We start from the raw sequence: 18,944 nt of genomic DNA, 5'->3' as shown, positions 1-18,944 counted from the left end.
ATGAAGACTTTGGTTTGGCAAACATTAAGTGAATCTCAGCAAGAAAGCTTACTGCAACGCCCTGCTATTACAGAAGGCGCAAATATCACGGCTACCGTTGCTCAAGTCATAGCTGATATCCGTCAACGCGGTGATGACGCTCTGACTGAATTAACTGAAAAATTCGATCGTGTTCGCCCTGAATCTATCCGTGTTGAGCAAGATGAGATTGACGCAGCCAGTGAACGCCTAAGTGCAACAATGAAGCAAGCCTTACAGCAAGCATATGACAATATTCGTTGCTTTCATAAGGCACAGAAGCCGAAAACACTGCGAGTAGAAACTCAGCCGGGCGTTGTCTGCGAACAAGTCACACGACCAATCAATTCGGTGGGTTTATATATTCCCGGAGGCAGTGCACCGCTTCCATCGACCGTTTTGATGCTGGGTATTCCCGCGCAAATTGCAGGGTGTCGCCAAGTCGTGCTGTGTTCTCCGCCACCGATTGCAGACGAAATCCTATACGTTGCCAAACTGTGTGGTATTACCCAAGTCTACAACGCTGGTGGGGCTCAGGCCGTTGCCGCCATGGCTTATGGCACAGAGAGTGTCGCAAAAGTGGATAAGATTTTTGGTCCTGGCAATGCCTATGTAACCGAAGCAAAACGCCAAGTTAGTAATGATTTTCGTGGCGCTGCTATTGATATGCCAGCGGGGCCTTCTGAAGTCTTAGTGATAGCCGATGAAACCGCAGATCCTGACTTTATTGCTGCGGATTTGTTAAGCCAAGCGGAACACGGGCCTGACTCGCAAGTTATCTTAGTTACCCCCGATCCAAGCTTGGCTGATCGCACTGCGGATGCGATCCAAAAACAGCTGGCTGAATTGTCCCGTGCTGATATTGCTCGCCAAGCACTAGGTTCTAGCCTGCTCATCGTCGCTGAAACTCTTACTCAGTGTATTGCTATTTCCAATCACTACGGACCAGAGCACTTAATTGTTCAAACCCGTAACCCACGTGATTTAGTGCCACTGCTTGATAATGCTGGCTCCATCTTCTTAGGAGACTGGTCACCAGAGTCTGTCGGTGATTATGCTTCTGGTACTAACCACGTTTTACCAACTTATGGGTACACCCGCACCTATTCAAGCCTAGGGTTGGCCGATTTTAGCAAACGTATGACAGTACAAGAACTCAGTGCTGAAGGGTTACAACAATTAGCACCAGCAGTGACAACCATTGCAGAAGCTGAAGGGCTCGATGCCCACAAACGCGCAGTGACTATTCGAATCGAAAAATTGAATGCCGCACTTAGCGCTGCAGATAACGCAGCAGAGACAACAAAGGAAGTATCATGAGCATCACCAAACTGGCCCGTCAAACGGTACAAAACCTAACGCCTTATCAGTCGGCTCGTCGACTGGGAGGAACTGGTGATATCTGGCTGAACGCGAACGAATCACCTTTTGCGAATGACTACAACATCAGTTGTGATCGCCTTAATCGCTACAGCACCTGTCAGCCAGAGGCGCTTATCCAAGCCTATGCCGATTATGCTGGCGTGAAAAAAGAACAAGTACTGACATCACGCGGCGCGGATGAAGGCATCGAGCTTCTTATCCGAACTTTCTGTGAGCCGAGCAAAGACAGCATTCTCTACTGCCCACCCACTTACGGCATGTACGGTATCAGCGCAGAAACCTTCGATATAGCGAGCAAAGTCGTACCGCTAACATCGGAATGGCAATTGGATCTGCCGACTATAGAAGCGAATTTAGATAGCGTAAAACTGGTCTTTGTTTGCAGCCCTAATAACCCGACAGGCAACCTGATTGATCGTACTGATATCGAACGCTTGCTTGCGATGACAGCCAATCGTGCCATTGTGGTTATGGACGAAGCGTATATCGACTTTTGCCCAGAAGCATCAACCGTCGACTTACTCGCAGATTACCCGAATTTAGTCATTCTACGTACCCTCTCGAAAGCCTTCGCACTGGCTGGATTACGTTGTGGCTTTACCTTGGCCAGCCAAGAGATTATTGAACTGCTATTAAAAGTGATTGCCCCCTACCCTGTACCAATCCCAGTAGCCGATATTGCGATTCAAGCTTTATCACCCGCGGGGCTCGCGAAAACCAAATTCCAAGTATTAGACCTCAGTGCCAACCGTGCTTATCTTCAAGCTGGCTTAGGTATGCTTGAAGGCGTCAAAGTGTACGATGGTTACGGTAACTACCTCTTAGTGGAATTTCCAAACGCCGATCAACTCTTTCAAGCCCTGTGGGAAAACGGGATCATTCTACGACGCTCACCAGTGCCAAACTGCATTCGGATCAGTGTCGGTAACCGTGACGAATGCGAAAAAACACTCGCCTTTATTCGTGAACAAGTCGCACAAATTAAATAATTAAGGACAGCATTGTGAGCAAGGAAAAGATTTTATTTATTGACCGTGATGGCACCTTAATTGTTGAGCCTCCTGTAGATTTTCAAGTCGATCGCTTAGATAAACTCAAGCTAGAACCCTATGTCATTCCTGCACTATTAAAACTGCAAGATGCAGGTTACACCCTCGTCATGGTGACAAACCAAGACGGCTTAGGCACAGATGCCTACCCACAAGCCGACTTTGATGCACCACACAATATGATGATGGAAATCTTTGCATCGCAAGGGGTGAAATTTGCCGATGTGCTGATTTGCCCTCACTTTGATGACGCAAATTGTAGCTGCCGCAAGCCGAAATTAGGGTTAGTCAAAGCGTATCTGCAACAAGGTCGCGTTGATTTTGCGACATCGGCGGTGATCGGTGATCGTCAAACGGATCTTCAACTTGCGGAAAACATGGCAATCCGTGGCATCCAGTACAATCCGACGCCAAATGATGAAACAACCATGAACTGGCAACAGATCGTTAAAGATCTTACGACTCGACCACGGATCGCCGAAGTTATTCGCACCACCAAAGAAACAGATATTCGTGTGCGCGTTAACCTCGATGAGACTGGCGGTAACAGCATCAATACTGGATTAGGTTTTTTTGACCACATGCTGGATCAAATTGCCACCCACGGGGGCTTTCAAATGCAGCTCAATGTTGAAGGTGACCTCCACATTGACGATCACCACAGCGTGGAAGACACAGCCCTTGCCCTTGGCCAAGCATTAAAAGATGCACTTGGGGATAAGCGTGGTATTGGGCGCTTTGGCTTTAGCTTACCTATGGATGAGTGTTTAGCACAATGTGCGCTGGATTTATCTGGCCGCCCTTATCTTAAATTCGATGCAAGCTTTAGCCGTGAGCAAGTTGGTGATTTATCCACTGAAATGGTATCCCACTTTTTCCGCTCATTAACTGACACCTTGGCATGCACCTTACACCTATCCTCAACAGGTGCAAACGATCACCACATTGTTGAGAGCCTATTTAAGGCCTTTGGCCGTACTCTGCGCCAAGCAATCGCAGTAAATGGTAGCGAGTTACCAAGTAGTAAAGGAGTTCTGTGATGGCGCTTACCAATCAAAAAATCGTCATTATTGATACCGGTTGCGCCAACGTGTCTTCAGTGCGCTTTGCCATAGAAAGGCTCGGCTATACAGTCACGGTTAGTAAAGAAACAGAGGTTGTACTGAATGCTGACAAGCTGTTTTTACCCGGCGTAGGTACCGCCAGTGAAGCAATGAAAAACTTGCAAGAGCGTGGGTTAATCTCGTTGGTTAAGCAAGTCGACAAACCATTACTTGGCATCTGTTTAGGCATGCAATTATTGGGTGCCCTCTCAGAAGAGCAAGGGCAAAACGGTACATCGTTAGTGAATTGTCTAGGGTTGTGTGATGCCCCCATTGAAAAGTTAAAAACAGGCGACTTGCCATTGCCCCACATGGGTTGGAACACCATCACCCCAACGCAAGGACACCCGCTTTTTAAAGGTATCCCTGCGGGTAGCTACTTTTATTTTGTTCACAGCTATGCCATGCCAGTGAATGATGAAAATTACACCATTGCACAGTGTGAATACGGGCAAATGTTCAGTGCTGCAATTCAAAGCGGGAATTACTACGGTGTCCAATTTCACCCAGAAAGATCAAGTAAAGCGGGTGCACAACTCATAAAGAATTTCTTAGAAATGTCAGCGTAAAGCAATAAAAGGATTTAGGATGATTATTCCCGCTCTCGATTTAATCAATGGCCAAGTCGTTCGCCTCTTTCAGGGCGATTATGGCCAAGTTACAGAATACAAAGTTGATCCTATTGAACAATTTGATCTTTACCACCAAGCGGGCGCAAATTGGCTTCACCTGGTTGATTTAACAGGTGCCAAAGATACCTCTGCACGCCAATTATCGCTAATTCGCCGTTTACTTGCGAGCACCCCAGCCAAAGTGCAAATCGGAGGAGGCGTCAGAACCGAGCAAGACGTTGCCGATTTACTTAACGCAGGCGCTGAGCGTGTCGTTATTGGCTCGACGGCCGTTAAGCAACCCGAACTGGTTAAAGGCTGGATTAAAAAATACGGGGCTGAACACATAGTACTCGCACTGGATGTCAATATAGATGATGCAGGCAACCGCCATGTTGCGGTTTCTGGCTGGCAAGAAGATTCAGGCGTGAGCATTGAAGCTCTGCTTGACGACTTTTTAACCGTTGGCTTACAGCACGTCCTCTGTACCGATATTTCACGCGACGGCACGCTAGCAGGTTCAAATGTCGAACTCTATGTTGATTTGTGCGCGCAGTATCCCCAAGTGAATTTTCAATCATCAGGCGGGATTGGCGGCCTTAATGATATTACCGCTTTAAAAGGCAGTGGTGTGGCTGGTGTCATTGTTGGCCGAGCACTACTCGATGGTAAATTCTCAGCAGACGATGCCTTCCAATGTTGGGCAAACTAAACAAGGAGTGATGACATGTTAGCAAGACGTATTGTGCCTTGTTTGGATGTACGAGATGGTCAAGTGGTGAAAGGGGTACAATTTCGTAATCACGAAATCATTGGTGATATTGTCCCTCTCGCCAAACGCTACGCAGAAGAAGGCGCAGATGAATTGGTTTTTTATGATATTACCGCATCCAGTGACGGTCGAGTGGTCGACAAAAGCTGGGTAGCACGCGTTGCAGAAGTGATCGACATTCCTTTTTGTGTCGCTGGCGGCATAAAATCGGCTGACGATGCTAGCCGTATATTGCAGTTCGGGGCAGATAAAGTATCCATTAACTCCCCAGCTCTTGCCAAACCAGAGCTTATCACTGAGCTTGCCGATAAATTTGGGGTGCAGTGTATCGTAGTCGGGATTGATTCTTACTTTGATGCCGAAACCGGTAAATACCAAGTCTACCAATTTACTGGGGATGAAAATCGCACCCAAGCCACCCAATGGGAAACAAAGGATTGGGTACAAGAAGTACAGCGCCGAGGCGCAGGCGAAATCGTGTTGAACATGATGAACCAAGATGGCGTTCGTAACGGTTATGACATTGCACAACTCAACATGGTACGTGAGGTTTGTAAGGTTCCTTTAATCGCTTCGGGGGGCGCAGGTGAAATGACCCACTTTGCCGATGCTTTCAAACTCGCCAACGTAGATGGCGCCCTTGCCGCTTCGGTCTTCCATAAGCAGATCATCAATATTGGCGCGTTAAAGCAGCACCTTAAAGAACAAGATGTGGAGATCCGATTATGAATGCAGCCTCAACTATCGATTTAAACAGTGCCATTAACTGGGAAAAAGTAGATGGCTTGATCCCTGCAATTGTACAAGATAATACCAGCGGCCAAGTGCTTATGCTGGGTTATATGAATACTGAAGCCCTCGCTAAAACACTAGAAACAAGCCAAGTTACCTTCTGGTCCCGCACTAAATCACGCTTATGGACTAAAGGGGAAACGTCAGGCAACGTACTTAAACTTAAAAGTATCGATCTCGATTGCGACCAAGATACTCTCTTAGTAAAAGTGAACCCTGTGGGCCCAACCTGCCACTTAGGTACACAAACGTGCTTTGATAATAAAAATGGCACCCCCACAGAGCAACCTGCTTTGGTGTTTCTTCATCAACTTGAGCAAGTATTGGCTAGTCGTAAAGATAGTGATCCCGAATCGTCTTATACCGCCAGTTTATACGCCCGTGGTACCAAACGTATTTCGCAAAAAGTGGGCGAAGAAGGCGTTGAAGTCGCGCTTGCGGCAACGTCGGGTGACAAAGCGGAATTAGTTAATGAGTCGGCAGATTTGCTTTATCACTTAATTGTACTGTTGCAAGACCAAGGTTTGTCACTAGCAGACATTACTAAACGTTTAGAAGAGCGCCACAATAAGTAACAACAACTAATACCAATCTAACTAAGTAACTGATCATTCTTGCTGGTTAAAATCAATGATAACTGCGTTATAGATTTTGTAGATAGAGCAACTAGCTATCTGCAATCTACGCCTTGTTTTCAGTGCTTTTTCCTGCGCAATCACCTGAACATTTACTTACCCAAATTGGTATAAGATAAACGTAGCTTTGAATATTAAATAGCAAAAAGCCCGCAACTAAATGACGTCCAACGATTCGGAGTCTGTTGCGGGCTTTTTATTAAATCATGTCACCTGAAGTGATTAACGACCTAGCGCTTCTTTATAATGTCGACGACATACAGATACATAGCGATCATTACCACCAATAACCACTTGATCACCATCTGCAATTGCGCGGCCCGTTTCATCTTGGCGAATCACCATATTCGCTTTGCGTCCACAATGACAAATTGTTTTTAACTCAACTAACTTATCAGCCCAAGATAATAAATAGCGGCTACCCTCAAACAGCTCACCTCGGAAATCACTGCGCAACCCATAGCATAAAACGGGGATATGTAATTTGTCGACAACTTCAGTTAATTGATATACCTGCTCTTTACTTAAGAACTGGCATTCATCAATCAACACACAATCTGTATGCTGCCCATTGTGAATGGTTGCAATACGATCGAATAAATTATCATCGCTCGTGAAAAGTTCAGCTTCCTCTTGTAAACCAATACGCGATGTCACTTTTCCTTTGCCAAAACGATCATCAATTGCCGCAGTAAAAATAAGTGGCGTCATACCACGTTCGCGATAATTAAATGAAGATTGCAGCAATGTGGTTGATTTACCTGCATTCATTGCAGAGTAATAAAAGTACATCTGGGCCATGAGGCTTTCCTAGTCATCTGGGTGAAGAAAGTGCGGGCGAGATGCTACAGAAAATACACGAATAATTAAAGCGACACTGGCAGATAGACATAAGTTTTTACGACTTTAGCCACGGAATTGAAAATAGCTATCCATAAAAAAACCAGCACATCTGTGTACTGGTTTCTTTTATTAACAAAGCAAAATGAATCTAATGCTGTTCAATCACTTGTATTTGTTCTAATTTTTACGCATTCACCGGTGATGATAAACGACGACGCGATAACCAGCCCAATGTCGCACACACGAGAATAAATGCCAGTGTCGCAGCAAGGAAAGATACCGCTAAGGAATCTGTAAAACCAAGCACAACGAAACCAACTGCGGAGACAAGTGCAACAGACAATGAATAAGGCAGCTGTGTCGATACGTGGTCTATATGGTGGCAACGTGCACCTGTTGAAGACAAGATAGTTGTATCTGAAATTGGTGAACAGTGATCACCAAAAACAGAACCAGCAAGCACAGCGGCGAGCATAGGCAGCATTAAAGCAATGTCCGTAGCTCCAGCCAAGTCACCGGCAATAGGTAACATAATACCGAATGTCCCCCATGACGTACCGGTTGAGAATGCCATCACACCTGCAAGCGCAAATAAAATAACAGGCAGTAGCATAGGGTTCACATTACCTTGAACCAAAGTAGACAGGTATTTACCTGTTGCCATGTCACCAATGACGCTACCAATACTCCACGCAAATAAAAGAATTAAAATTGCGCCAAACATAGATTTAGCACCAATCCATAGCGTGCTCACGACATCAGAAACAGGAATACGCTGGCGAATAACAGGAATTAACGCACAAATGAAGCCAATCACACCACCGTAGCACAGCGATGCACCAACATCGGTATTTTCAAACGCACCTAAAAGGTTAAATGCTTGGCCATCAGCTGCAAGTGCTTGGTAACCCGTAAAGATTAAGAAGAAGAAGGTTGCCACAATCAATGCAACGATTGGCATCACCAAATCAGACACGCGACCATTCGCACTTTCTTCAATTTCTAGTTCATCATTGAGATCTTTTGCTTGGTTGTCGTCATCACCTTCATCAAAACCATGGCCACGACTTGCCTCTAATTCATGCTTTAGCATTGGACCAACATCAATTTGGAACCAAGACACAACAAAAACCATCAACAAAGCAAACACGGCATAAAAATTCATTGGTGCAAGTTGCATAAATGCACCTAGCGCTGAATATTCAGTCACACCGTGTGAAACTAAAATACCACCAACAATCGTAATTATGTATGCGCCCCAGCTTGATGCTGGCATCAGTACACACATAGGCGCAGCAGTGGAATCGAGAATGTACGCAAGTTTCGCACGTGAAACATAGTAACGGTCAGTCACAGGACGGGCAATCGCACCTACTGCTAGGCTATTAAAATAGTCGTCTACAAAAATGAACACGCCTAAAAATGCAGCAAGAAGCTTAGAGCCGCGTTTGGTTTTAATCCGCGTTTGTGCCCATTCAGCAAAAGCGCGAGTACCACCTGACAGGGTTAATAGTGCTGTTGTCATACCTAAGATGATAAGGAAGGCAACAATACTCATGTTCCAGCTATTTATTGCACCGTCATCGATGAATAAACCCTTAACCGTTGTACCGATGTAACTTGCTGAATGAGTGAAGGAAAAGTCCGTTAGTAATAGTGCACCTAAAGCAACACCCATACCAAGCGAAAGCAAAACGCGACGCGTTAAAATCGCTAGACCCAATGCCACCAATGGGGGCAATAATGAAATGGAGGAATTTGAAAAATCTACAATGTTCATGATCTCTACTACAACCGAATCTTGGTTGGAGATCTACTGCTGACACAAGTGTGCCATGATGAGATGCCTATATAGAGAGTAAGAAAACCCTCCGACCCCACAGTAGCGCTCCATAGTTAATGTAATTATATACTATGGCAGTGTTGCCTCTATTCGATGACAACCCCAGCAAGAAGGTTTGACAGCCCTTTCTCACTTCGGCATTGGCTCCTTTCATTTGCTATCAACGGAATCACCTCCAGCAAATTACTTATAGACAATGCGCCTCTACCCTTAAGAAGGTACAAACCATTCTACGGAATCGAATCAAAGATGCAATAAGTTAGCGTGAATTTTTTAACATAAACAGTGAATAATTTTACCATCAAGCTCAAAAAACGAACAAGCCAACAGCCTATTGAGTTACTAATAGGGCCACCTTTAGAATTCTCTCTATTATTCATTCAATTTTATAACTAGGTCACATTTACTTTAAAACAACATAAAACTAATTACTAAAAAGCGTAAAAAACCTAAAATTAATAATTATTAATAACTTTAATTAATAATTTGTTTGGCAAATTAGATATGAAGTATTACTATTGCATTTATTAACTCTTGACTGCTATTCTTATTTCAAGCCAGTTTAAATGAACAGGAAATAAAAAATGTCTGACGCATTAAAAGCACTATTAAACCTACGTAGCCTACGCGCTCTTGCTCGTGAATATACTCTAGAGCAACTTCAAGAAGGCCTAGAAAAACTTCAAACAGTCGTTTCTGAGCGTGAAGAATCTGAAGCTGAAGAAATTGCTAAAGAAAAAGAACGTACAGAGAAACTAAACCAATACCGTGAAATGCTGCTAGCAGACGGTATCGACCCAGAAGAACTATTAGGTTCTCTAGGTGGCGCTAAAGCACCAAAAGCAAAACGTGCTGCTCGCCCTGCTAAATATAAATTCGTTGACGAAAACGGCGAAGAAAAAACATGGACTGGTCAAGGTCGCACACCTTCAGCACTTAAAACTGCACTAGACCAAGGTCGCTCTCTAGAAGAATTTGAAATCTAATTTCTAATTCTTGATAAAAGCCCAGCACTGTCTGGGTTTTTTTGTACCTTTACATCAGGATTATTTCCTCTCTCTCGCTCACTCTCTCCTTGCTAATTGTCTGCGTCGTCTTGCTCAATAGAAGCGAATTAGCTCTAACTTTGCCAAAAATGCATTCTTTGCAGGTACTCAACACACGCCCAAGCTTCAATGTGACAAACAGCACGAAGAAAGTCTTTTACGATCAAAGGTTCTATTCATAGGGATAATTCGTATCATGAAGGCAGTCGAGAATAGGTATTAACATCAAAACAAATCATGCCAGAGTGAGCCATCTCACACTATTGATAAATATAACAAAAAAGCCAGAGCGCGGGCTCTGGCTTTAAAGTATATGCTCGATTTTTTTAGCGAATACGGTCAGCTAAATGACTTACAGCAAGTGCGAAATAATGCGATCTATTCCATTTAAGCAATGTCTGGTAATTATCATAAATGAGATAAGCACGGCCATGTTGATCATCTGGCTGTATCAACCATGCATCAATATCAACGTTAGGTAAGGCGCTACCATCTAACTTGCGTACACCTAAACCTTGCCATTCACTTAATGTTTTCGCTTTTTCTAATTGCACGCCTTTAAGATTTTCAGGCAAGCTAGGAATACTGACTTGTCGTCCCCAAGTATACGCATCATCCCAGCCAGATTTACTCAGGTAATTAGCCGCTGAAGCAAAAACATCCGCTTGGGTATTCCAAATATCGACTCGTCCGTCGTTATTTCCATCCACTGCAAACGTTAAAAAGGAGGTTGGCATAAACTGAGGTTGCCCCATTGCGCCAGCCCATGAACCTTTCATATCCTTTGCAGCGATATGGCCTTCATCTAATATTTGTAATGCAGCCATGACTTGCTTTCTAAAAAATGCTTCGCGGCGTCCTTCATAAGCCAAAGTTGAAAGCGCTTCTACCACATTATAATTACCCATAAGGCGGCCGAAATTACTCTCTACTCCCCAAAGCGCAACAATAAAACGTGGCTGAACACCATATTTTTTTCCTACTGCCTCAAGCGTTTTTCGATGCTTTTGATACAGCTGGTTCGCTTGCTTTACTTTCCAATCAGGTACAGCTCGAGGAATATACTCATCCAGGGTGAGCTTTTTTTCTGGCTGATTCTTGTCGGCTTTAACAGCGCGTTCGGTAAAAGTGATTCCCTCAAAAGCAGCCGTAATAGTGCTAGCACTAATACCGGACTCTTTTGCTTCCGTTTTTAAGCTTTCAACGTATTTATCAAACCCTTCATCTGCAAAAGCTGCGGTGGATGTACCTATCCCTATGGCCACTAAGACCGAAATCAAACGCTTATACATATAAACCTTAAGACTTTATAGCCGCCTTGGCTGCTTTATATTCATCTAATAAATTAGTCACTGGAGGCGGCAATTGTAAATAATAACCGACAGTGGCTAAATCTGATTTCACTTTTTCAATGTCTGCGCCCGCTAATTTGCGATCGCCAGCTAACTTCACCACCATGACAAGTTGTGGTGTACCGAATGTTGCGAGTAACGTTTCAGGCACAGCCGAGAAATCGTCCTTCTTAATAACATATAGGTACGTATTTTCTTTCTTTGGACTTTTATAGATTGAACAAAACATTTTGCTGCCTGTTAGTTACGCTCTTAATTACATCTGACCTTATAACTGAGATTTCATTCCCTAGAATAAGGAATATTTTCACTGACCAGATGAGAGCTTTGTCTGAATTTACAACGCTAGAGCAAGGATAGCTTGCTGATAAACAGTTTGGAATATAACATGCTTATACCTATGTGATAACGTATCTGAACGGCTAATTTCGCTTCAGTCAGTAAAAAGACTATGACTAAACAGGCAGAACTAAAAGGGAGCACATTCACGCTCTCAGCACTTCATCTCAGTAATGAAGACATTCAGCAGGCAACGGATCACCTAAAAGAAAAAGTGAACCAAGCGCCCAATTTTTTTGCTGCCGCTCCCATTGTCATCGACATTTCAAATGCGGGCACCAATATAGACTTCAAACAGCTGAAAGCAGGCATCACTGAAGCTGGAATGATTCCTGTCGGTATCAGTGGTTGTAAAGACACAAAAATGCAAAGCCTCGCTAAAGAAGCTGGATTAGCGGTTATGAATGCCGCCAAACAAATTCAACCCAATGTGCCAGCAATGGAGCCAACACGGATCATTCGCACACCCGTGAGATCGGGCCAACAAATTTACGCAAAGAATTGTGATTTGGTGGTAATGAGTAACGTAAGTGCAGGCGCAGAAATTATTGCTGACGGCTGTATTCATGTATATGGCGTATTACGCGGTCGCGCTATTGCAGGTGCTAATGGACAAAAACAAGCGCGTATCTTCTGCCACAACCTTCAACCTGAACTTGTGTCAATTGATGGCAATTTTTGGTTAAGCGACAAAATTGAAGATGGGTTCTGGGGTAAAGGTGCCGTTATCTCACTTGCTGAAAATAATTTAAACATAGAGCCTCTTGCTCTATAACGTTTTATAAGGAATTAATGAATGGCTCGTATTATCGTTGTTACCTCTGGTAAGGGTGGCGTTGGTAAAACAACATCAAGCGCAGCAATTGCATCAGGTTTAGCCGTTAGCGGAAAAAAAACAGCGGTTATCGATTTTGATATTGGCTTGCGTAACCTAGACTTGATTATGGGTTGTGAGCGTCGTGTTGTTTATGACTTTGTTAATGTGATCAACGGCGAAGCAAATCTAAACCAAGCACTAATTAAAGATAAGCGTGTAGACAATTTATATGTTTTACCCGCTTCTCAAACGCGTGATAAAGATGCACTAAGCCGAGATGGTGTTGAGCGTGTGTTCAACGACATGACTGAAATGGGTTTTGAGTTTATTATTTGTGACTCTCCAGCAGGCATTGAAACGGGCGCGCTAATGGCATTGTACTTTGCAGATGAAGCCATTGTAACCACTAACCCTGAAGTCTCGTCTGTACGCGATTCAGACCGCATTCTTGGCATTCTTGACTCTAAGTCTCGTCGTGCAGAGAATGCAGAAGAACCAGTGAAGACGCACCTGCTGTTAACACGTTACAACCCAGCACGTGTGGTTCAAGGTGAAATGCTAAGTGTTGAAGATGTAGAAGAAATTCTACACATTCCTCTGCTTGGTGTTATTCCTGAATCACAAGCTGTACTTAATGCATCAAACAAAGGTGAACCTGTCATCTTTGATAAAGAATCAGATGCAGGACAGGCATACGCTGATACCGTAGCACGTCTGATGGGCGAGGAACGCCCATTCCGTTTCTTAGAGGAAGAGAAAAAAGGCTTCCTTAAACGTCTATTTGGAGGCTGATAATGGCATTGCTAGAGTTTTTCCGCCCAAAGAAAACCAAAACAGCGAATGTAGCGAAAGAGCGCCTACAAATCATCGTTGCTGAACGTCGCTCAGCCAGTCAAGCTACGCCCAGCTATATTCCACAGCTGAAGCAAGACATTCTGGAAGTGATCCGTAAGTATGTGCAGATCAGCCCTGAGCAAGTGACGGTCAATTTAGATCAGAAAGAAGAAGACCTTTCTGTTTTAGAGCTCAACGTAACACTGCCTGAAGATAAATAAGCCAGTTTTGCGCATTAAAAAAGCCACTGTTTAAAACAGTGGCTTTTTTGTATCTCGCTAACTATGTAAACGTTAGCGATCTAACAAAGGTAATACGCGCGCTTCAAATAACGGCTGACGCCATGTTTTTAGCATTTCAGGCTTTTTATCTTGCGGGCGTTCATTCTTCCAGGCCCACGAAATAAGCTGATTAATTTGTTTTTTAGATGCTAAAAATTCAGAGGCTAATCCAGTTTCAGCTTCCACTTTAGTTACTTCATCTTTAATTTTCTTCACCAGCTGTTTATAGCCACTTAAGTCGACCAAGCGTACGATTTTTTCTGGGTAATCCGCAGGGTTCATGTCTTCCGTATCAAAGACCATTTTGACTAAGCGACCCGCATGACGTTGTACTTCACGCTCATCAAACTCTTCACGTAACATCATGGCTTTGGATTTAATGTTGTAACGCGCAACTTTCCAAAGGCTTAGTTCTTTTACCACAAAGTTAAGAGCCAGGTCACGTTTACGGGCTTCAAGCACACGCCATTTCGCCAACTTCTGCAGTACCGCTAACTGCTGTGGGTTCAGCTGCCATGCATTCTTAATATCAAGGTACGCTTTATCAGGATCGGTTTGCTGGGTGCGTTTTAGCATTAAGCTTGCGCACTCATCTTCTAATGCTGCAACTCTGCCCTTCTCTTGCACCTTGGTTAACAAGGTTTCAAACAAAGGCTTAAGGTAATAAACATCAGCTGCAGCATAATCGAGCTGTTTATCGGTTAAAGGACGTGCCATCCAGTTAGTCCGCGCCTCACCCTTTTCAAGATCAACACCGACATACTCACTGACTAAAGCACCAAAACCCGTTGAAATGCCATGGCCTAAGAATGCCGCCATCAACTGAGTATCCAGCATAGGTACAGGTAAGCAACCCGCATAATGCTGGAACACTTCTAAATCTTCACCACACGCATGCAGAACTTTCGTTACCGACTGGTCTCGTAGCAACGCCCATAATGGTTCCATCTCTTCGATCGCAATAGGATCTATCAATGATAGGGTCGTGCCATCGAAAAGTTGTACCAAACCCAGTTTAGGGTAAAGCGTACGCGTACGAACAAATTCAGTATCAAGCATGACATATTGCTGAGTCGCCGCTTGTTCACATACTGTTGTTAACCGTTCTGTTGTCGTTATGATTTCAAATTTCACAGCAAACCTTTTTTAGCACTACCGAGTGCACCGTGTATTTATGGTTATAAATAAAAATGCCGTATGGAAATACCGAATTGAAAAATTATCTCACTACCTTTTAAACTGGTCGTTCAGTACCTAGTCCTATCAAGGGGAGAGCATTCTTCAATTGGTATTCACCACGACAGTAAAACGCAAAAAGTGCCAGCAACAGCCAGCACTTTAATACTTTTACGTATTGTAACCCATTATAGTCTTCAAAGGCGAAAGCCATCGAAATACCTAAGGCTAACTTACGCTTCTTGCTTCAGTTTTTTATCTTGCTCTTCGCGCAATGCACGGCGCAAGATTTTACCCACATTGGTCTTTGGCAATTCATCACGGAATTCTACAATTTTAGGAATTTTGTAGCCCGTTAGATGTTCACGACAGTGTGCGAGTAGATCATCACGCGTTAATGTTGAATCACGCTTAACAACACAAACCTTCACAACTTCACCCGAAACCTCATGTGGCATACCGATCGCTGCAACTTCAAGGACTTTACCGTGCAAGGCAACAACATCTTCGATTTCATTCGGATAAACATTAAAGCCAGATACCAAGATCATGTCTTTTTTGCGATCGACAATATGCAAAAAGCCGTCGTCATCAAAACGCACGATATCACCCGTTGATAACCAGCCATCTTCAGACAGAATATCACGTGTGTCTTCAGGACGTTGCCAGTAACCTTTCATCACCTGTGGACCACGAACCTGTAGTTCACCCACTTGATCATTACCCACAACATTTCCTTCGTCATCAATAAGACGGACTTCCGTTGATGGCACAGGCAGACCAATAGAGCCGTTGTAATCAACCAGATCGTATGGGTATGCCGCCACAAGAGGAGAACACTCCGTCAGACCATAGCCTTCAAGCAAGTAATTACCTGTCGTTGCTTTCCATTTTTCAGCAACCGCACGCTGCACAGCCATACCGCCACCCACTGACAGGCGAAGGTTACTGAAATCCAGTTTACTGAAATCAGCATGGTTAAGTAGCGCGTTGAAAAGTGTGTTTACACCTGTAATGGCAGTAAATGAGTAACGCTGCAGCTCTTTAACAAAAGTAGGAATATCACGCGGGTTGGTGATTAATAAACTTTGACCGCCCATCTCAATAAACAATAAGCAGTTAACTGTTAGTGCAAACACATGGTATAGCGGTAAAGCCGTAACGATAAGCTCACGGCCTTCCGTTAATACTGGACCGTATGCGGCTTTCGCCTGCATCACGTTCGCGAGCATATTACGATGCGTTAACATTGCACCTTTCGCCACACCCGTCGTACCACCTGTGTACTGCAGAAAGGCAATATCATCACCTGACATGAACGGCTTCACATACTGCATACGACGACCTTTGCTCAGTGCCGAGCGTAATGAAATCGCATGTGGTAAATCGTATTTTGGCACCATCTTTTTGATGTATTTAACAACAAAGTTTACCAAAGTCCCTTTAGGGCGTGAAAGCTGGTCACCAAGACGCGTCAAAATAACGTGTTTAACACCCGTATTTTTCACTACACTTTCAAGCGTATGAGCGAAGTTAGAGACAATAACAATGCTCTTCGCACCTGAATCGTTCAACTGATGCTCAAGTTCACGTGGGGTATAAAGTGGGTTAACATTCACCACAACACAACCCGCACGTAAAATACCAAACAGCGCAATAGGGTATTGCAACAAGTTAGGCATCATCACGGCAACACGATCGCCTTTTTTAAGCTTTAGCTCATTTTGTAAATATGCGGCAAACGCACGGCTACGTTCTTCCAGTTTACGGAAGGTCATCACCTGGCCCATGTTGATGAATGCTGTTTGATCAGCATACTTTTGAACAGATTGTTCAAACATCTCAACTAACGATGGGTATTGATCCGGGGTAATTTCTGCCGGTACGTCTTCCGGATAGCGGTTAAGCCAAACCTTATCCACTTGCACTCTCCTGTTTCTTGGCGATGATGCCTATTGAATTTGCTGTTAAAGAAACTATCTATTCCACACGGCTCTGTTCATGGTGTGAGGTAATTGACTCGTCGTTCATCCCTAGATTCTATCTCCAGCACGCTGATGACAAAGTAGGATTCGACGCTGAGTTATTCTTCCAGAACAACATCATGACCATAGAACTACGGGCATAAGTATAATTCAAACAATGCTTTATAATCACATTACAGCATAACTAACATATAATTAACACTTACTGATTAGGACTGAATGTCAATTTTTGACGTAAACGCCACTATTGAATCACAAACCGCTTGTGGACTTTCAAGGTGACAATGATGCCCCCCTTCCACTCGCTGTTGTTGAATATTTTTCACCCAACCTAATTCCGGTGCTCTCTGTTGTAGGCGCGGAAAACCGTGCTCACCCACAATAGACAAAACCGGACACGCTATCGCCGACATAGTTGCTTGTGCATGCTCTTGTGCTATTCGGTATAAAGAATCACACCGCAAGCGCTCATCGTGCCGCCAATAGTATCCACCCTCTATGTACTCTACCCCGCGCTTAACGATAGGCCGTAATAACGCCTCATCCAGTTGATTAACCTGACAACGCAACATCAACGCTTGCTCAAATGACACCATTTTACGACGTGGTTTACGTTGGCTTCGTTGACGATAACGCTGACGACTTAAGATCCCTTGACGTAACCGTTGCGCTGTATTCTCAGGTGCTTCATATAAAGGTGATAAACCTTCAATAAGCACTAGACCTAAAACGTTCTCAGGAAAAGCGGCAGCATAAGTAGAAGCCACTAACGCGCCTAATGAATGCCCGACCACGTACACCTTATTGGTATTTAACTGCAATACAACTTGGTGTAAATCATCGACATAATCAAAGAAGTGATAATAGTTATCGGCATCTCTTCGCTCTGAATAACCGTGTCCCGGCCAATCTAGCGCATAGAGGCGATAGTGGTCTTGCAACTGCGGAAATAGGTGGCTAAAGCTGGCGGCATTATCTTGCCAACCATGAAGCATTAACATTATCGGCTTTTCAGCATCCGTCTTAGCCACTGTTAGGGCTGCGAGCTGACGCTCTGCAAGCTGAAAAGCCGTTTCTTTCATTATCTTTCTCGAATCAAACAGCTTCAATGCTATTTGGTTACACGGTGATATACCTCACCACGCGTGGTCCCAAAACCAAAGTACGAACAACGTGAACCAAAGCAGCTATGGTACGAATCAAAATCATCCATACGGATTTCTTGTTTTACTCGCCAAATTTGATTACCCGTTGCATCTACAACAGGAAACACATATTCATGCTCGCCGACTTTTCCCTCTTCCTTACCCGTCAAGCGACCAACAACCGTCACTAAACGATCAGGGGCATATTCCAATGGCTCAAGAAAGCCAGGTACATAAGCAACGAAGCGTCCAACAGGCTTTGAGTCTATTCGTGGGCGACCATCAGAGGTCAAAGGTAAACTCGCTATTTCTAAACGCGTGCGTTCTTTTTCATTGGTTATCGAGGCAATAATACCGCCTAAACGAACCTCTTGCCCTTGTGCACCCTCAGGATCATCTATGATGCTCACAAGATCCATAATAGGATCTTCAGTTTGCGTTTTTAATGTCTCAGGCAAGCTCGCGCAGCCTACCATAAAGAACAAGACTCCCCCAAGAAATAGCTTTTTAAACATGCGTTTCTCCATAACAATTGTTCATTATACGCTCATCATTACAACACCTAAATTTAAGCAAACGATTACTTGGCTTTAGGCTAAATTAGGCATAGATGTCGACGCCTATCATGGCTGAAAGCTCATCGCGTTTATTTTGATGCATGACATTCAAATACGATGACACTGCATCACGGTGTTTGCCATCAGGCTGGTCATATTGGATGTGGCTATGCGCTTCTTGGATCAACGCTGACTGCTCAGCAGATGAGACCGATGGTGCCACACCTTTGGCGACGGCTTTGGATACTGCCGTTGGTTCAGTTGCTGGCTGTGAGGTAGGTGTTTTTGAAACCCGCGGCTTCTGCTGCGGGTTTATCGATGGCGGTAAACGATGAATAGAAACCATAGCTGTAGAGTTATCCC

20 protein-coding genes and 1 riboswitch are annotated in these 18,944 nt (G+C 44.1%); of the genes, 11 read left to right on the top strand and 9 right to left on the bottom strand.

The window, feature by feature from the left end:
* The 7 genes from hisD to hisIE are packed head-to-tail and all read left to right on the top strand — an operon-like array spanning position 1 to position 6,303.
* Positions 1–1,338 (top strand): histidinol dehydrogenase, encoded by a 1,338-nt coding sequence (gene hisD, locus OCU77_RS05310; RefSeq protein WP_107302354.1) that lies wholly within the window; start codon positions 1–3, stop codon positions 1,336–1,338.
* Positions 1,339–1,340: 2 nt separating this feature from the next.
* Positions 1,341–2,390: a histidinol-phosphate transaminase gene (gene hisC, locus OCU77_RS05305; protein WP_107302452.1), complete on the top strand. Its 1,050-nt coding sequence runs from the start codon at positions 1,341–1,343 to the stop codon at positions 2,388–2,390.
* A gap of 14 nt (positions 2,391–2,404) precedes the next feature.
* A complete protein-coding gene (hisB, locus tag OCU77_RS05300) occupies positions 2,405–3,490 on the top strand; it encodes a bifunctional histidinol-phosphatase/imidazoleglycerol-phosphate dehydratase HisB (RefSeq protein WP_084711779.1) in 1,086 nt (361 codons plus the stop codon).
* Positions 3,490–4,122 (top strand): imidazole glycerol phosphate synthase subunit HisH, encoded by a 633-nt coding sequence (gene hisH / locus OCU77_RS05295; protein ID WP_048898731.1) that lies wholly within the window; start codon positions 3,490–3,492, stop codon positions 4,120–4,122. Before hisB ends, hisH begins: the two co-directional genes overlap by 1 nt.
* Positions 4,123–4,141: 19 nt before the next feature.
* On the top strand, positions 4,142–4,876 hold the full coding sequence (gene hisA, locus OCU77_RS05290) for a 1-(5-phosphoribosyl)-5-[(5-phosphoribosylamino)methylideneamino]imidazole-4-carboxamide isomerase (RefSeq protein ID WP_107302353.1): 735 nt from the start codon (positions 4,142–4,144) through the stop codon (positions 4,874–4,876).
* A 15-nt stretch (positions 4,877–4,891) separates the two neighbouring features.
* Positions 4,892–5,665 carry an imidazole glycerol phosphate synthase subunit HisF gene (hisF, locus tag OCU77_RS05285; protein WP_048898730.1) on the top strand — a complete coding sequence of 258 codons (774 nt, stop codon included), beginning with the start codon at positions 4,892–4,894 and terminating at the stop codon, positions 5,663–5,665.
* Complete coding sequence (hisIE, locus tag OCU77_RS05280; RefSeq protein ID WP_048898729.1) at positions 5,662–6,303, top strand: bifunctional phosphoribosyl-AMP cyclohydrolase/phosphoribosyl-ATP diphosphatase HisIE; 642 nt, start codon at positions 5,662–5,664, stop codon at positions 6,301–6,303. The genes hisF and hisIE overlap by 4 nt, the downstream gene beginning before the upstream one ends.
* Positions 6,304–6,585: 282 nt before the next feature.
* Here the strand turns inward: hisIE and OCU77_RS05275 are convergent, their stop codons facing one another.
* Both OCU77_RS05275 and OCU77_RS05270 read right to left on the bottom strand, forming a co-directional pair.
* Positions 6,586–7,164 (bottom strand): thymidine kinase, encoded by a 579-nt coding sequence (locus tag OCU77_RS05275; RefSeq protein ID WP_048898728.1) that lies wholly within the window; start codon positions 7,162–7,164, stop codon positions 6,586–6,588.
* A 226-nt stretch (positions 7,165–7,390) separates the two neighbouring features.
* Positions 7,391–8,986, bottom strand: a complete 1,596-nt coding sequence (locus OCU77_RS05270) for a Na+/H+ antiporter NhaC family protein (protein WP_048898727.1) — start codon at positions 8,984–8,986, stop codon at positions 7,391–7,393.
* A 95-nt stretch (positions 8,987–9,081) separates the two neighbouring features.
* Positions 9,082–9,264: riboswitch (Lysine riboswitch) on the bottom strand.
* Between the two features lie 369 nt (positions 9,265–9,633).
* Between OCU77_RS05270 and OCU77_RS05265 the strand changes: the two genes are divergently transcribed.
* Complete coding sequence (locus OCU77_RS05265) at positions 9,634–10,035, top strand: H-NS family histone-like protein (protein WP_048898726.1); 402 nt, start codon at positions 9,634–9,636, stop codon at positions 10,033–10,035.
* Positions 10,036–10,421: 386 nt separating this feature from the next.
* Here OCU77_RS05265 and OCU77_RS05260 read toward each other — a convergent pair whose 3' ends face one another.
* Together OCU77_RS05260 and OCU77_RS05255 are read right to left on the bottom strand one after the other, a co-directional pair.
* A complete protein-coding gene (locus OCU77_RS05260) occupies positions 10,422–11,387 on the bottom strand; it encodes a lytic murein transglycosylase (protein WP_107302352.1) in 966 nt (321 codons plus the stop codon).
* A gap of 7 nt (positions 11,388–11,394) precedes the next feature.
* Positions 11,395–11,676, bottom strand: a complete 282-nt coding sequence (locus OCU77_RS05255) for a YcgL domain-containing protein (protein WP_048898725.1) — start codon at positions 11,674–11,676, stop codon at positions 11,395–11,397.
* A gap of 222 nt (positions 11,677–11,898) precedes the next feature.
* Here OCU77_RS05255 and minC point away from each other — a divergent pair, with 222 nt between their 5' ends.
* From minC to minE, 3 genes are read left to right on the top strand one after another with little or no spacing between them, the layout of a single operon-like run.
* On the top strand, positions 11,899–12,561 hold the full coding sequence (gene minC, locus OCU77_RS05250; protein WP_048898724.1) for a septum site-determining protein MinC: 663 nt from the start codon (positions 11,899–11,901) through the stop codon (positions 12,559–12,561).
* Between the two features lie 21 nt (positions 12,562–12,582).
* On the top strand, positions 12,583–13,395 hold the full coding sequence (gene minD, locus OCU77_RS05245) for a septum site-determining protein MinD (protein WP_048898723.1): 813 nt from the start codon (positions 12,583–12,585) through the stop codon (positions 13,393–13,395).
* A gap of 2 nt (positions 13,396–13,397) precedes the next feature.
* Positions 13,398–13,658: a cell division topological specificity factor MinE gene (gene minE, locus OCU77_RS05240; RefSeq protein ID WP_048898722.1), complete on the top strand. Its 261-nt coding sequence runs from the start codon at positions 13,398–13,400 to the stop codon at positions 13,656–13,658.
* Positions 13,659–13,730: 72 nt separating this feature from the next.
* Here the strand turns inward: minE and rnd are convergent, their stop codons facing one another.
* The 5 genes from rnd to OCU77_RS05215 form a co-directional block, all read right to left on the bottom strand.
* Positions 13,731–14,852, bottom strand: a complete 1,122-nt coding sequence (rnd, locus tag OCU77_RS05235) for a ribonuclease D (protein WP_107302351.1) — start codon at positions 14,850–14,852, stop codon at positions 13,731–13,733.
* Positions 14,853–15,127: 275 nt separating this feature from the next.
* A complete protein-coding gene (fadD, locus tag OCU77_RS05230) occupies positions 15,128–16,816 on the bottom strand; it encodes a long-chain-fatty-acid--CoA ligase FadD (RefSeq protein WP_048898721.1) in 1,689 nt (562 codons plus the stop codon).
* A 272-nt stretch (positions 16,817–17,088) separates the two neighbouring features.
* Positions 17,089–17,961, bottom strand: coding sequence for an alpha/beta fold hydrolase (locus OCU77_RS05225; protein ID WP_048898720.1), 873 nt, complete (start codon positions 17,959–17,961; stop codon positions 17,089–17,091).
* Positions 17,962–17,990: 29 nt separating this feature from the next.
* Positions 17,991–18,539 (bottom strand): Slp family lipoprotein, encoded by a 549-nt coding sequence (locus OCU77_RS05220; protein ID WP_107302350.1) that lies wholly within the window; start codon positions 18,537–18,539, stop codon positions 17,991–17,993.
* 85 nt (positions 18,540–18,624) lie between these two features.
* Positions 18,625–18,927: a hypothetical protein gene (locus OCU77_RS05215; protein ID WP_048898719.1), complete on the bottom strand. Its 303-nt coding sequence runs from the start codon at positions 18,925–18,927 to the stop codon at positions 18,625–18,627.
* Between the last annotated feature and the right edge of the window lie 17 nt (positions 18,928–18,944).

Origin of the sequence: Photobacterium swingsii (assembly GCF_024346715.1) — a bacterium.
GTDB classification, from domain to species: Bacteria; Pseudomonadota; Gammaproteobacteria; order Enterobacterales; family Vibrionaceae; genus Photobacterium; species Photobacterium swingsii.
The sequence above is the reverse complement of the archived record's forward strand: the minus strand, read 5'-3'. Positions and strand labels throughout refer to the sequence as shown.